Origin of the sequence: Enterococcus sp. AZ009, from assembly GCF_050548785.1 — a bacterium.
Lineage (GTDB): Bacteria > Bacillota > Bacilli > Lactobacillales > Enterococcaceae > Enterococcus_D > Enterococcus_D entomosocium.
In genome coordinates, this window is record NZ_CP172960.1 from 3,093,428 (window position 1) to 3,108,224 (window position 14,797).

A 14,797-nucleotide genomic window follows, 5' to 3' on the forward strand; every position below is an offset into this window, starting at 1 on the left:
GGATTGCGCCTCATTTCATTGTAATTTTATAGACGATTGGTTGGTCGGTTTCAATTGGTTCAAAAGTTAGTTGCAAGCCTTCATCGGTCACTTGCCAATCAATAGGCTGTTCTTCGTGTCCTAGAATCGTCACGGTTTGGATGATGCCGTGAAATTCTGGCAAATTTTGATCTTTAGACTGGGCCAGTGCTTGGATCCTTGCGTGTCCATTCTCAGGACTTGCCATGCCAATAGCATACAACGAATCCCCCTGAACCGTAAAGCGGAAATCCTGGCTCGTGTATGTCGTCGCCTGTGCCTCTTGAAATTGGCCTGAGACAACGGTCGTGGGTCCTTCCCCGGCTTTGCGCCATGGTTTCGCTTCATAAATGGCTTCACCGTTTACATCCAGCCACGCACCGATTTCTTTTAAGATCGTTTGATCTTTTTCTGGGATCGAACCATTCCCTTTCGGCCCGATATTCAAAAGAAGATTGCCATTTTTGCTGACGACTTCGATCAAATCCTGTAAAATCTCACGCGTTGTTTTGTAATCCAACGTTGTGGTATAACACCATGAATTGCGAGCGATCGCTGTATCTGTTTGCCAGTAAAAAGGTTGTGGTTCGGCAAATTTTCCCCGTTCGATCTCCACGACACCACTACCAAACATCATGGCATCGTGTTTGTAGCAGATACCAACTTTTTTGCCCCATTCAGCCCCACGATTGTAATAGTAAGCAGCGAAAACTTGCAGGTGCTCCTTGAAGGCTTCGTGTTGGATCCACCAATCAAAATACAGCAGCTCTGGTTGATAGTTGTCGACGAGTTCACAGGTTCGCAGTAGCCAATCATCTAAAAACTCTTTTGAGGGATATGGCTCGCTATACAAATCTTGATTATCAGGTTCTGGCATAGCAGGCCAATAAAAGTCGCCTTTTTCTAACGGTTCCTTGATGTCGCTGTCAAATTCCTTACCATGTCCCATGAAAAACCAATGTTCGGCACGATGAGATGAGGTGCAAAAATGCAGGCCTTGTTCCTCAGCTGCTTCTTTTAATTCCGCAAGAATATCTTTTTTCGGTCCCATAACTGCCGCATTCCATTCAGAAAGCTCGCTTTTGTACATCTGAAACCCATCGTGATGTTCTGCAACGGGAAAAAGATAATTGGCACCGGCTTGTTTGATCAGTCGAATCCACTCATTTGCATCGAATTTTTCTGCAGTAAATATGGGAATAAAGTCTTTGTAGCCGAAGTTTTTTTGCGGACCGTAGGTGTTGATATGGTGATCGTATTCCGGATGGTCTTTGATGTACATATTTCTGGAGTACCACTCGTTATTAAATGCAGGAACACTATACAATCCCCAATGAATGAAGACCCCAAATTTTGCTTTGGGGAACCATTCCGGTAGAACAAAAGCGCCCAAAGATTGCCAATTTGGGAAAAAGGGGCCTTGATGCGCGACTTGGTGGATCGTTTCTACTGTGATCATGGTCTTTCCTCCAAAATACCGACTGTTTCCAGCCATGTTTTTGCAATCAACACATGTCCTGCAGTCGACGGATGCACACGATCACTGCTTAAGACATAGGATGACTGATAAAGCAAAAAATCATCAAACTTTTCCTGCGTATCTCCTAAAAGGATACCATACTCTTGCGCTACTTTAGCAAGCACGTGTTGGTAGTTGGTAAGCATTTCTCTTAGTGGATCTTCTTTGTTGGCTTCAACCATAAACGGGGTCAAGAGAATCATTCCTTTGACACTCGGTAATGTCTGAGCGATCAAATCACGCAACTCTGATTCAAATCTTTCAATCCCCACCAGTTCCGTTTGAGCAAATGTGCCATCAAAATGCCGCCACACATTATTTACACCGATCATGATCGTTACCCAATCTGGTTGAAATGCCAATACATCATCCTTCCAACGCTTCTTCAAATCGACGACTGTATCTCCACTGATGCCTCGGTTAACGATCATTAATTCCATTTGTGGGAGTAATGCTGTGGTATAGGCGTTGATCAGATGAACATAGCCGTCCCCCCATGACGACCATCCCGCAGGTATCGCTTGATAATTTCGATTACTATCTGTGATCGAATCCCCCATAAAAAGCAGACGATCTTTTTTATCCACTATCATTGTTTTCCTCCTTAAAGAAAGAAGACTGATCCGCTGGTGCTGGATCAATCTTCTTAAGTGATTGCTTAACCAAACGCTGTTTACTCACTTTTGTCAAGGAACCGTTGACCAACCATTTTTATGATTCTTTGTTTTTGATTAGTCCCCAAATTCTTTCGCTACTTCTACCCGTTTTTCGTTTTGATCTTTCGCATTATTCATGTCAAATTCTAGCACTGTTTGATAGCCTAAGCCGTCTGCTGTTTCTTGCATTTCTTTTAGCAATTGGTCAAATTCTGCTTCATCTTTGGCAAAAACCATTCGCCAAGAGTACTCGATGATTGTCGCTTTGGCTTGGTTCCGCAACGTAGAGATCTCTGAACTATCTTCTGGCGCTACATAGCTGGCACCAGGGGCAACTAACAATTGGTCGTTCTCCTCTAAATAGCCAATGGTCGATTCTGCACCACCCATATTTTTTGACCAATCTTCTTTTACAGGATCGGTTGTTTCATTTTGATAGCTTTCCCACATCGTATAAGCATATGGGAAGCCGGTATCAGGATTGATATCGATCGGTAATACCGTATTGACGTTTAGCGCGGATACACCATCTTTGTAACTTCCGCCACCATATTCTTCTGGCACATCCCCATCGCCATCTAGCAAAGCTTGTTTCCCAAACTCAGTTAAGACAGGCTCGCCATCTTTCATTTCCCAAGTTAAGCCTTCAGGGCCACTACTACCGCTTGTTTGAGAAGAATTTGCTAACACGCCTTCTGAAGAGTAGAGCCAGTCAATAAAGGCTGCGATTCGCTCTGGGTCTTCGGCATTTGAACCGATCCCGATAAATTGTTTGCCACCGTAAACTTCCGCACCATAAGAGAAGATTTTTTGGTCTTGAATCGGTGCCAACATAAAGCCTTTTCCTTCATTCAAGTTCGTAGTCGTATTAAAAGCCGCTTGACCTAACCAAGGCCACCATGAGAATAAGACTTGTCCTTCTTGGAATTTGGCAAAAAGTGTATCGTAATTTTGCGTCGTTGATTCTGGATCCACTAAGCCCATTTGATTGGCTTGGAAATAAAACTTAAGTGCGCGAATATATTCAGAATCACTATCGAGAATGCTTTGATAATCAGAACCATCCGCTTTTGCCAAGACAAAACCTGATTCATCGTACCCATAGTAGGTGACCAGCTGTTTGCCTGCATTCATCATGTTGCCGTCCCAATCGCTGAATAGAGAAAACCCATAAACTTTTTTCCCAGAATCTGTTGTTGGATTGTCTTCTTGCATTTTTTGAATCACAGGAAGCAGGTCTTCCAATGTACCGATTTCTGGATATCCTTGATCCCCATAAAGATCCCAACGCACATAAGCACCAAATGTAGGATCTAATCCTTCTGAAGGATCGGTGGCTTTTAATGTAGAAACGGAAGTTGGAAAGCCATATAGACCATCGGCATCTTTGTTTAGATTTTGAACAGCCGCATCGAAGCGCTGAACATTTTCCATAGTTTCATAATACTCGCTCGCATCGGTCAACAAACCAGCTTCAACTAATTCGTTGTATTGTTGGCCATTATCAACAATGATCAAATCGCCCAAATCACCTGCTGCCGTCCTCGTTTGATAAAGAGTGTCTCCGTTTCCAGCAACGTTTGGTGCGATGATGTTCAATTCCATATTGAATTTATCCCGCACGATTTTGGCAAACCAACCTTCTTGCATCCCCATATAGTTGGCTAGCCCATTATAGACATCGATCGTGATCGTTTCATCGTAGCCACTTTCGCTGGAAGCAGCGTCTGTGTCAGAGTCAGCCGCCCCTCCACAGCCGGCTAAACTACCTAGCAATGTCATGCCTAACAAACCTGTTGTTACATATTTCGACATTTTTTTCATTTTCTTCCCTCTTTCTTTTTATTAACCTTTCACCGCACCCAACATAATTCCTTTGACAAAATATTTCTGGAAAAGCGGATAAATAAACATGATTGGTAAAACAACAATGACTGAAACGGTCATGCGAATCGAAGTCGGTGTCTGCGTTGTTGCAGCTGAAGCGATACTGGAAAGTGATCCCGATGTATTTTTGACCATTTGTGCCAACGAATTGGCTTGATTGATATACGTATAAAGAAGGTATTGCAAGGAGTAGAGACTTTGATCCGTAATGTAAATCAGTGTATCTTGGAAAGAATTCCATTGACCAACTGCCGAGAAGATCGCGACTGTTGCTAAAATCGGCGTACAGTTGGGTAAAATTACCCGAAAGAATACTTGAATGATGCCAGCTCCATCCATTTCAGCTGCTTCTTGCAACGATTTGGGGATTGACTCAATATAGGTTTTCACTAAGATGATGTTAAAAGGCTGAACGACAGCCGGCAAAATATAGACCCAAAAATTATTCGTTAAACCTAATGTCTTCATCGTGATGAATAATGGAATCAGCCCTGCATTGAAATACATTGTAATCACGACAAAGCGATACCAAAATTTTCGTTTCCACATTTTTTCTTGGGTAAACATAAAGCCTAAGAAGGCTGAAGCTAAGACGGTTGCTGCTGTTCCAATCACCGTTCTAGCCACCGAAACGGTTGCGGCTAATGGCAACCCTTTTAGTTGTAACACTTGACTGTAGTTTTCAAAATGGATCTCTTGTGGAAAAAAGCGAATTTGTCCTAACGCACTCAACTCATTATTACTGATTGAATTAATAATCAAGTAATAAAAAGGATACGCACAAATCAACGTAATCAGAAAGAAAAAGGTATAATTGAGGATACTAAACGTCAGGTTTTCACGTTTGGGTACTTTTTTCGCCTTTTTCTTTTCACTAATCGATAGTTCCATAGATATCCTCCTCTCCTAAATAATGGAAGTCCCCCGAATTTTTTTCGACGCAATATTGACGATGGCTAACAAGGCAACAGAAATGACACTTTTTAGCATACTGATCGCGGTAGCCAGAGATAGACTATTTCCACCCATCCCTAAATTGTAGACATACAAATCGAGGACTTGGATCGTATTTCGATTGAATGCATTTTGGAAAACAAAGTACTGATCCATCCCGTTGTTCAACAAGTTGGCGATAGACAGCATCAGCATCACAAGAAACGTCGGCATCAAGGCAGGTAGTGTGATATGACGCATCAGGTGGAAACGATTCGCCCCATCGATTCGCGCCGATTCATACAATTCGGGGTCAATTCCTGAAATGCCTGCAAGATACATGATGGCACCCCAGCCCAAGCCTTTCCAAATATTCCAAAGACACATCATTAGCCACGTATGATTGCCGCTATCCAAAAATTTGACTGGATCTGTAACGAAGCCCCATTCTTGCAGCAACGTGTTTACCAGCCCTGTTGAAGAAAACAAGCTAAAGGCGATCGTATACACCAAAACCCAACTGATAAAATTCGGCAGCGTGGTCAGCGTTTGGACCAAGTTTTTAAACCATTTGCACTTGATTTCGTTCAATAAAATGGCGAAGCCTACTGGTAGGATCGAAGTGGCGATCCCTAAAAAACTCATGGCAAAGGTGTTTTTCATTACTTGTACGATCTGATCCACTTGTGTTGGACTAGAGACAAGAAGTCGAAACCATTTGAAGCCTACAAACTCGCTGCGCGCTAAACCTAATGCTGGTTTGTAATCATAAAGTGAATAAATCCATCCGTGCAAAGGAAAATAAGAGAACAAAAACACGAGAATCAGGAAGGGAACGATACATAAAAACAAAATCTTCCCTTCTCGTGTCACCCGCTTATTTTTTCTTGGGACACTGCTTAATTTACTTTCCATTTTCCTCCCCCTTTTTTGTAACCGCTTTTACATTTTTAATACTAGCACCTGAAATCTTATTTGCCACCTGTTAAAAATAGAGGTCAATCCGTACATTTTAGACTTTATTTTTCTTTTATTTATAAAGAATACTGATATATCAAGGTTTCAGATAAAAGACACCTAAATGGTAAGGCTTTCAAAATTTGTTTTTTGCGAGTACTATAGGAATATATCAATTTTGGAGGGATAAAAATGAAGTACAATCCTGATGGTCAACTGTACAAAATAACCACCGTTTTTTCACAATTCACATTGTTAAATTTACTATATATCATTAGCTGTTTGCCAATTATTACGATTGGAGCTGCGACAGCTGCCCTTTATGAAGTGACGATTCGTTATGCGGATGAAGAGCGTGGTGAATTGATCGTGGGCTATGTCCGAGCGCTACGAGCAAACTTTATGAAAGCCACCGGTAGTTTTCTCCTTCTTGGATTGCCCATGGTAGCACTACTGTATAGTAGCTTGTTTTGGTTTTCCTCAAAAACCATTCTTGCCAGTATTTTTGCCTTCGTTCTAATTGTTACAGCTATTTATCTGTTTATTGTGTTAGTCTATTGCCTCGCGTTAATTGGACGTTATGAAAACAGCTTTAGGCAAACATTAAAAAACGCGTTTCTGTTACCGATCGCGGACCCTATCCGTTCGTTAGCCCTCGCGCTTATTCCTATCGCTGCGTTTTGTTTTGTTGTTTTATTTCCGTTGTTTAAATTCCTCTTGTTGATTTTTGGTTTTTCTTTCGTTATTTATTGTAGTTCGTTCCTGTTGCTTTCCATCTTTCGTAATCAGCAAGCATGAAAAAAATCAGTCATCTCTCACTTTTTCGTCGTCTGAGTCAGTTTTCCATTCGGCGACAATTATTCATTCTTTATCTGCCTGTTGTTTTTTTATCCACAGTGACTATAGGTCTCTTATTGGTCTACGATTCAACCAAACAGCTGACAGGCAATTACCAACACTTGGCAGAGTTGAATGCTCAGCGTGTCAAATCTGTTCTTTTTGATACAACAAACACGCTGACCAACACGGCGAGTTCCTTATCAAACGATACTCATCTACGTCAGCTTTTAACTGCCAATTACCTTGACGACCAAGAAGCGATCGTGGACATCAATAGCTATGATCAGCTAGATGAGATCAGAAATCTTCAAACCTCGATTGCGAAATTAACTATCTATACGACGAATCAAACCATTCCGAACTATAAATATTTTCAACAGGCAGATGACACAATTCAAGCGACCGCCTGGTACCAACGAGCCCTCAAACAGCCGGATGCTTTTTTGATGACGATGCCAGAGGATTACAAAGCAAATCGTTTGAGTCTTTATAAAACGTTGCCTTTGCCTTTATCAAAAGAAACTGCCGTTTTGGAGATCCAAGTCGATTATAATTATCTCAGCAACCGACTTCGTAATTCATCCTATGAATTGGAATTACAGTTAAATGATGATGTCATCTTTTATAGCGACAAAATCAATCAAGTCGGTGAACCGGGACAGCTTACGACTCTTTCTGAGCCGCAAACGAGTGCTGCCTTTTTAAAAGATGATGGTACCAAGGTGATGCTCACCAAAAGCACCTTACCCATGAGTAACAAAGAAGACATCATCACAATTTATAGTGCGGATACAAATGCCTATAGCAATCTACGCGCCAATCTGATCCGTTGGAGCACGATCGTTTTGGTGATTTTGATCACTACTTTCATCATCGTCTTTCTGTTTGCTCGATTCTTTACCAAACGAATTTCTCAACTGCAGCAGGCGGTCTACTTTGCCTCGATCGAGGATTATGATTTCTTTCAAAATATTAGCGGCGAAGACGAAATTTCTCAGATCTCTCTTGATTTCCATAAGATCATTCAACGAATCAAGAAAAAAGAAGAAGAGATCTACCGTTCGCGTCTGGCGCAGCAAGAGCTGTTGACTCAACAACAGCAAATGGAATTTAATATCTTAGCGGGGCAGATCAATCCCCACTTTTTGTTCAACACGTTAGAAACGATTCGCATGATGGCGCTGACTTCCGGCAATTCTGACGTCGTTTATGCCATCAAGTTACTTGCAAAATCGATGCGCTATACGCTAGAAGCCCACGGAACCAAGCGAACGAGCTTAGAAGAGTCCTTAGACGCGGTTCACGTGTATGTCAAGATCCAGCGGATGCGCTTTGGCGATCGAGTCAACTTTTCCTATTCAGTCTCCAATGAGATCGACCAAAAAGAAGTCCAAATATTGCCCCTCCTGATTCAACCATTGGTGGAAAACGCCATCTCCCATGGCTTGGAAGGCATCACCTATCCAGGGTTTGTCCGTTTGACGATCACCAAAGACGGCCATGATCTGGTAATCGTGGTACAAGACAACGGCAGCGGGATACCGCCAGAAAAACTCGAACACTTGCAGCAAAAAATCAAGACGCCCTCCACCCATGCCAAAAAGAACATTGGGCTAGCCAATGTCAATCATCGGGTCAAAATGTTTTATGGACCTGAATACGGCTTGACGATCGAGAGTGTGCTGGGCAGTGGCACACAAGTTACCTTGCGGATCCACGATCTAAGCCAAGATTCATTTTCTCCTCGCTAAAACAGTAAAGCCCCCCTTCGATTCCTGTTTCAGAAATCGAAGGGGGGCTTTTGATTGATTAGAAATCCCGCACACGAACGGTTTGTTGTGGTGAAGAAGCACTGGCGTAACAGCCCACCATGATTCCAGTAAAGACACCACCGACCTCAGTGGTCAGATATTTTGTTTCTCCACTGCCTAAAGGCTGTGCTTGTCCTTGTTCATCAAGAACAGAAAAACGATAGGTTTCTTTATCGGCGCTCAGCTGCAAGGTGACTGTATCCGCTGCATAAGGCAGTTTCTTTTCCACTTTCCATAAGGAACCGATTTGTCGGCGGAAAACTAGCTGCTGACTGGACGCCGTTTTTTCTAGGTATCCCTCATAGTGATGGGTGGCATTTAAGAAAACCGTCAATCCTGCTTGTCCATCCGTTAGTTGCCGACAATCAAAGGTTGCCTGAAATTGTTGCTCAAAGGCGGTTTGTCGTTGGAACACAGCCGCGAGTTTGCCTTGATCAGATAGACCCGTCTGATTAGGATGCAGCAAGAAGCCATGCGGCTCTTCTTCAATCAACGTCGGGTCCCATTCGAATAAAGTCACGTAATCAGGCTTGCTGCTCTTCTTTTGTGTTTCCTTTGGTGCCGCCGCTGTGTCTACCTGAATGATTTCTGGCAAGTGACCTTCCTCGCCAAACACCGGCCATGGGTTTGACCAGTCCACCGGTAGCAGGCATGTTTCCCGACCTAGCAAATGCCTCAAAGGATAGCTGATGGGGCGTACTGCCAGACAAACTGCCCACCAGTTGCCTTGGGTATCTTGCACGAGGTCCGCATGCCCTGTAGCTTGCAGCGGCAGATTCGTGCTGCGATTGGTCATCACTGGATTGTTGGGGCATGCTTCATAGGGTCCCGTCAAGGAACGACTGCGGGCCATGGTCAGCATATGACCATAGGACGTTCCACCTTCGGAGATCAACAGGTAGTAATAGCCGTCTTTTTTATACAAGTGGGGGCCTTCTGGATCAGCCGCTCCGCTGCCTGTCCAAATGTTTTGGCGCGGACCTAATTCTCCAGAAGCCAAATTGATCGTCCGCAGATAGATCTCCTTATGGGTGCCTAAGTAATAGGTCTGCCCATCGTCATCTGCGAAAATCGTCGGGTCGATCCCAGGGGTGTCCAGCCAAATCGGGTCAGACCACTCACCGGCGATGTCATCTGTCCAGATCAGAAAGTTGCCTTCTCTTCCTTCGTTTGCCCCAACGTTGGTACAAACGAGGTAAAAGCGGTCCTTGATAAAACGCAAGGTTGGGGCATACAGACCAAAAGCATTGGGATTTTTCGTCGATAACTGCAGCTGCTCAGGTCGCGAAAGTCCATGACCAATCAGCTGCCAGTCTGCCAAGTTTTTACTGTGATAAATTGGTAATCCAGGAAAATATTCAAAAGTACTCGTCACCAGATAAAAGTCTTCACCGACACGGCAAATACTGGGATCTGGATGAAATCCAGGTAAAATTGGATTCGTGATGGTTCGCATCGGCATCTAGAACTCCTTTATCGTGGTTTGGTCAGCCGTCAGCTTATGGCTCGTTTTTCCAGCAGTCGTGTGAATCTGCAAGGATGCTTGCTGGATCCCTGTCAGCTTGACGATCAGTTCTTGATCGACTCTTTCAACAGCCACCTCGCCAATCCACTCACCGTGGTGATCATAGATAGCCGCAGCGGTCTTGTCTTGCGGATCAAAGAGATGAATCGTTGGATGTTCGGCATAGTCATAGACTGCTTTGGTTTGTTCATGGCCTTCGATAATCAGTTGATTTGGTCGGACTAACAGTGGCAAGTGGAAATAATCATAGGTTTCTTGGTACCAACGTCCGCCCTCGTAAGCTTTGCCAGATAAATAGTCGATCCAATGCCCCTTCGTCTTCGGTACGTAAAAGGAGACCGTTCCTTGATCATTAAAAATGGGCGCAACTAAAAGGTGTTCCCCCAGCATGTATTGGCGATCCAAATGATGGGTCATCTCGTCTTCAGGAAACTCTAAGACCATCGCCCGCATCATCGGAATCCCCGTTTGGGCGGTTAGCACCGATTGAGCTTGCAAGTAAGGCATCAAGGACAATTTTAACTTGGTAAAGGCTTTGGCTACCGCCACGGCTTCGTCGTCATAAACCCAAGGCACTTTGTATTCCCAGCTGCCATGGTAACGGCTATGGGAAGACAGCAGACCAAATTGTGTCCAGCGCTTGTAAAGGTCTGGGGTTGAGCCAGCTTCAAACCCTGAGATATCGTGGCTCCAATATCCAAAGCCGCCTAACCCAAAGGACAGACCTGCCCGCAGTGACTCTGCCATTGATGGATAATCTGAGGTACTGTCGCCACCCCAGTGTACAGGCAAGCGTTGCGAACCAACCGAAGCTGCCCGCGCAAAAACGATGGCTTCTTCTGCTCCCTTGACTTCTTTCAGCAAGTCAAAGACGACTTTATTGTATAGGTAGGCGTAATAATTGTGCATTTTTTCTGGATCAGAGCCGTCATAGTACACCGCATCGGTGGGAATCCGTTCACCAAAATCCGTTTTGAAGCAATCCACACCCATGTCTAATAAGGCACGCAGCTTGCTATTGTACCAAGCGACCGCTTCAGGGTTGGTGAAGTCGACGATCGCCAAACCTGCTTGCCATTTGTCCCATTGCCAGACATCTCCATTGGCGCGTTTCAAAAAGTAGCCATTGGCCATCCCTTCGTCAAACAAGGGTGATTTTTGCCCAATGTAAGGATTGATCCAGACACAGATTTTCAATCCTTTGGCTTTCAAGCGCTGCAGCATTTTTTCCGGTTCTGGGAAAGTTCGTTCGTCCCACGTGAAGTTGCACCACTCGTATTCCTTCATCCATAAGCAGTCAAAATGAAAGACCTCAAGGGGAATCTCACGTTCTGCCATACCGTCTACAAAAGATGTTACGGTTTGTTCATCATAATCCGTCAAGAACGAGGTACTTAGCCACAACCCAAAGGACCACGCAGGTGGCAGCGACGGTTTCCCCGTCAAATCAGTGTAGCGCTGGATCACTTGTTTTAACTCATCACCGGCGATCACAAAGTACTGCAGCGTTTGTCCTGGATTGCTGAATTGAACACGAGAAACTTTTTCACTCCCCACTTCAAATTGCACCCGGTCGGGTGAATTGACAAAGACGCCATACCCTTTATTACTTACATAAAACGGAATATTTTTGTAAGCTTGCTCCGTACCAGTGCCCCCGTCGGCATTCCAGATATCAACACTTTGGCCGTTCTTCACGAAATTTGTAAAGCGTTCCCCTAAACCATAAATCGTTTCTCCCACATCCAGGGTCAACTGTTCGCTAATATGGGTATTTGCTTGCGGATCGATCACTAAGGCTTTGCTGCGAGGGTTGCTTTGGGTAATCAGCTGTTCTTTGTAAAAAAACGAAGCTGTCACATTTTCCTCTTTGCTGATCACGACTTGCAAGTCTCCCGAGCGAAAAACATACGATTGCTCATCTTCTGAAATATCAGGAGTGATCTCTTCTGTCATCAATTCAAAGTTGGGGGCTTTGGCTTGGACCCCTTTATAATTGTAGAGGGTGATCCCAATGATATTGGTTCTAGGGGTAGTAACTTCCATCGTTAACAATCCGCCATCCAGTGTTGCCCCTTTATGCCCGACATAGCTATAAGGCAGATATAAGACCAATTTGTTTTCTTCTTTACGGGCATCGTAGACATGCACCGCAAATTTCACATCAAATCCTTCACGAAATAACCAACCGCCATCTGAAAATTTCATTTTTTTCCTCCTTGTTGGATCAATGTCAACGCCCCTAACAGACCAGAATCATTATAGTAACGACAAGTCTCGATCGGCACTTGGAAATCCGGCCAATGGGGGTTCTCATTGATTGCTTGTTTGATTATAGCTAATAGATCAGGGTTTTGGCTGATGCCGCCGCCGATAAGTATTTTTTCGGGATTCATCGTGACAGCTAGGTTGTAAATCGCAAGTGCGACATAACGTGCCCACTGTTTCAGAATCTCCTGCGTTTCAGGGTCACTCGACCGCTGCTGCATGATGGTTTCGCCTAAAATCTCCTCTGATTCAGGAATCGCTTTTGCCCGTCGATAGGCAGCAATCAGTCCTCTCGTTGAAGCTAAGTCATGGAGGGTCGCAAAAGAAGATGCTTGAAAATCAGTGATCATCATTCCGAATTCTCCTGCCCGAAACCCATTTCCGTGAATCAACTGGCGCTGATGAACGAGCGCGCCACCAATACCGGTACCTAATGTGATCATGACAAAATCTTGTACGTCAGTAGCATTGCCGGTCGAGAGTTCTGCTAAAGCAGCACATTTCGCATCATTTTCGATCCAGATCGGATAAGACTTGGTTAAACGCTGCTGTAGCTCTTGTACGACAGCACAGCCGTGTAAAGGAGCCAACGCCCCCGCCATGATCGATCGGCCATTGACTGAATCAATGAAACCAGGAAAACTCAGCCCGATCCCTTCGATAACATGCGCTTGCTCGACTTCTTGTATTTTGGCAGCTAAGGCAGCAAAAAATTCATCCCGCGTATTACTCGGGGTTTTGATTTTGCCTCGGTCCAGCCATTGATTCTTCTCGGTAAAAACCCCGAATTTGATATAGGTCCCGCCTACATCAAAGCACAGGCGTACATCTGTCATTTCTCCTCCTCCGTTCAAAAAGCGCTTACAGTTTCATTTAAATTATATAAAAGAAAAAAAAGAAAGCCTACCAAGCAATTTAGTCATCGTTACCCTAAAAAATAGATGTCCGTAGAAAATCACGGACATCTTTGTGGTTATTCATTTTTCCGAAACTCATTCGGTGAAACCCGATGGTATTGTTTGAACTTTTTATAGAAATAATCAACATTGCTGTAGCCCACCAATTCAGCAACTTCGTAGACCATTAGATTGGAATGACGTAAGATTTCCACCGCTTTTTCCATTCGTACTTCATCCAAGAACGCCAAATAATTTTTACCGGTTTCTTTGCGAAACTTCTTGCCTAGATAGGCACTATTGTAATTGAAACGTTCCCCGATTTTTTTCAAGGTCAAATCTTCTTGATAATGCTTTTTTGTGTATTGGATCAATTCTGCAATGATATCGATTTGGTTCAAACTGCTGGCGACTGTTGCTTGCAAGTCTGCTAGTTTTTCGGTGATCACCTCTTGTAGCATCGGAAACGTTTGGGCGAGAAAAATCTGCTGATGCACTTCGTCTGTCGACCATTCGATCGCTAATGCTACTTTTTCACTGATTTGATGCTGCAGCCATTCGATGTCGCCATTGACTTGCCATTTGATCTCTTCTTCCAATGCCAATAAATGATAAAAGGTTTGATAATAGCGGAATAACGGCTGTTCCAACGGATCGTTTGCCAAAATCGCTTTTACTAATTCTTCACGCAAATCGCTTCGTTCTTCTGCTTCTTGGGTCGTATCCAAAACATGGTGAGAAATGACTTGATTGGGAAATAAGAAAATCAATTTACTTAATGTCTGGATATCGATCATCAATGGCTTCAAGTTCTCTTGCGCCGCAAACCAGCGGGAGATCAAGATCTCTTGATGAGCCATTTTTTTGCGGCACCACGCATCGATCGCCTCGTCGGGAAAGCGTTCCTCGTTTAACAAAACCAAATACCGATGATGCCGATGGATCAAGGTGATGACTTGCGCTACTTGCTCCTGCAATTTCTCAACCAGCTTTTGGGCATCTGCCTCCTCGGAAAGTCGCAATAGCTTGATGGCTTGTGCGTCTTTGATCCCCGTTTGATCCCCGCCAAACAATTTCTCCATCAACTGACTCTTCTGATTTTTCTGCTGATCGGTCTTGGCTTTTTGATCGATTTTCGTCAAAATACCAATCAGCTCTTCTTCATCAACTGGTTTCAGCAAATAGGTCACAGCACCCAGTTGTAACGCTTGCTTGGCATAGTCAAAATCTGAGTAGCCGGACAAAATAATGGCAAAAAACAAAAGCCCTTCCTCCGATGCTGCTTGCACCATCTCAAGACCATTTTTTCCCGGCATACGGATATCAGCGATCACAACGTCTGGCTTCAATTCGCGGATCATTGCCAAGCCATCTTCGCCGTTTTCCGCCGACCCGACGATTTGATACCCCAGACATTCCCAATCGATGATCAGAGGCAGTCCATTTCGGATCGATGCTTCATCATCAACGATCAACACTTTACGCAT

11 protein-coding genes are annotated in these 14,797 nt (G+C 44.0%); 2 read left to right on the plus strand and 9 right to left on the minus strand.

The genetic code is table 11. The features are described from left to right. Positions 1–10 precede the first annotated feature (10 nt). The 5 genes from IGJ74_RS14655 to IGJ74_RS14675 all read right to left on the minus strand — a co-directional run bounded on the left by IGJ74_RS14655 (position 11) and on the right by IGJ74_RS14675 (position 5,928). Positions 11–1,477: an alpha-L-fucosidase gene (locus IGJ74_RS14655; protein WP_005234073.1), complete on the minus strand. Its 1,467-nt coding sequence runs from the start codon at positions 1,475–1,477 to the stop codon at positions 11–13. Then, positions 1,474–2,130, minus strand: coding sequence for an SGNH/GDSL hydrolase family protein (locus tag IGJ74_RS14660; RefSeq protein ID WP_430608554.1), 657 nt, complete (start codon positions 2,128–2,130; stop codon positions 1,474–1,476). Before IGJ74_RS14660 ends, IGJ74_RS14655 begins: the two co-directional genes overlap by 4 nt. 138 nt (positions 2,131–2,268) lie before the next feature. Next, entirely contained in the window at positions 2,269–4,017 is a 1,749-nt protein-coding gene (locus IGJ74_RS14665; protein ID WP_005234070.1) for an ABC transporter substrate-binding protein, read from the minus strand. A 21-nt stretch (positions 4,018–4,038) separates the two neighbouring features. Further along, positions 4,039–4,971, minus strand: a complete 933-nt coding sequence (locus IGJ74_RS14670) for a carbohydrate ABC transporter permease (protein WP_005234069.1) — start codon at positions 4,969–4,971, stop codon at positions 4,039–4,041. 15 nt (positions 4,972–4,986) lie between these two features. After that, positions 4,987–5,928: an ABC transporter permease gene (locus IGJ74_RS14675; RefSeq protein WP_005228459.1), complete on the minus strand. Its 942-nt coding sequence runs from the start codon at positions 5,926–5,928 to the stop codon at positions 4,987–4,989. A 234-nt stretch (positions 5,929–6,162) separates the two neighbouring features. Here IGJ74_RS14675 and IGJ74_RS14680 point away from each other — a divergent pair, with 234 nt between their 5' ends. After that, complete coding sequence (locus tag IGJ74_RS14680) at positions 6,163–6,768, plus strand: YesL family protein (RefSeq protein ID WP_005234068.1); 606 nt, start codon at positions 6,163–6,165, stop codon at positions 6,766–6,768. Further along, positions 6,765–8,561, plus strand: a complete 1,797-nt coding sequence (locus tag IGJ74_RS14685; RefSeq protein ID WP_008380604.1) for a sensor histidine kinase — start codon at positions 6,765–6,767, stop codon at positions 8,559–8,561. Before IGJ74_RS14680 ends, IGJ74_RS14685 begins: the two co-directional genes overlap by 4 nt. 58 nt (positions 8,562–8,619) lie before the next feature. Here the strand turns inward: IGJ74_RS14685 and IGJ74_RS14690 are convergent, their stop codons facing one another. The 4 genes from IGJ74_RS14690 to IGJ74_RS14705 form a co-directional block, all read right to left on the minus strand. After that, a complete protein-coding gene (locus IGJ74_RS14690; RefSeq protein ID WP_087664635.1) occupies positions 8,620–10,083 on the minus strand; it encodes a glycoside hydrolase family 43 protein in 1,464 nt (487 codons plus the stop codon). Then, a complete protein-coding gene (yicI, locus tag IGJ74_RS14695) occupies positions 10,084–12,354 on the minus strand; it encodes an alpha-xylosidase (RefSeq protein WP_087664634.1) in 2,271 nt (756 codons plus the stop codon). Beyond that, entirely contained in the window at positions 12,351–13,250 is a 900-nt protein-coding gene (locus IGJ74_RS14700; RefSeq protein WP_087664633.1) for an ROK family protein, read from the minus strand. The genes yicI and IGJ74_RS14700 overlap by 4 nt, the downstream gene beginning before the upstream one ends. A gap of 137 nt (positions 13,251–13,387) precedes the next feature. Further along, complete coding sequence (locus IGJ74_RS14705; protein WP_061053206.1) at positions 13,388–14,797, minus strand: response regulator; 1,410 nt, start codon at positions 14,795–14,797, stop codon at positions 13,388–13,390.

Coding starts and splice junctions, on each gene's coding strand:
- IGJ74_RS14655 (WP_005234073.1), bottom strand. CDS start 1,477: ATGATCACAGTAGAAACGATCCACCAAGTCGCGCATCAAGGCCCCTTT.
- IGJ74_RS14660 (WP_430608554.1), bottom strand. CDS start 2,130: ATGATAGTGGATAAAAAAGATCGTCTGCTTTTTATGGGGGATTCGATC.
- IGJ74_RS14665 (WP_005234070.1), bottom strand. CDS start 4,017: ATGAAAAAAATGTCGAAATATGTAACAACAGGTTTGTTAGGCATGACA.
- IGJ74_RS14670 (WP_005234069.1), bottom strand. CDS start 4,971: ATGGAACTATCGATTAGTGAAAAGAAAAAGGCGAAAAAAGTACCCAAA.
- IGJ74_RS14675 (WP_005228459.1), bottom strand. CDS start 5,928: ATGGAAAGTAAATTAAGCAGTGTCCCAAGAAAAAATAAGCGGGTGACA.
- IGJ74_RS14680 (WP_005234068.1), top strand. CDS start 6,163: ATGAAGTACAATCCTGATGGTCAACTGTACAAAATAACCACCGTTTTT.
- IGJ74_RS14685 (WP_008380604.1), top strand. CDS start 6,765: ATGAAAAAAATCAGTCATCTCTCACTTTTTCGTCGTCTGAGTCAGTTT.
- IGJ74_RS14690 (WP_087664635.1), bottom strand. CDS start 10,083: ATGCCGATGCGAACCATCACGAATCCAATTTTACCTGGATTTCATCCA.
- yicI (WP_087664634.1), bottom strand. CDS start 12,354: ATGAAATTTTCAGATGGCGGTTGGTTATTTCGTGAAGGATTTGATGTG.
- IGJ74_RS14700 (WP_087664633.1), bottom strand. CDS start 13,250: ATGACAGATGTACGCCTGTGCTTTGATGTAGGCGGGACCTATATCAAA.
- IGJ74_RS14705 (WP_061053206.1), bottom strand. CDS start 14,797: ATGCGTAAAGTGTTGATCGTTGATGATGAAGCATCGATCCGAAATGGA.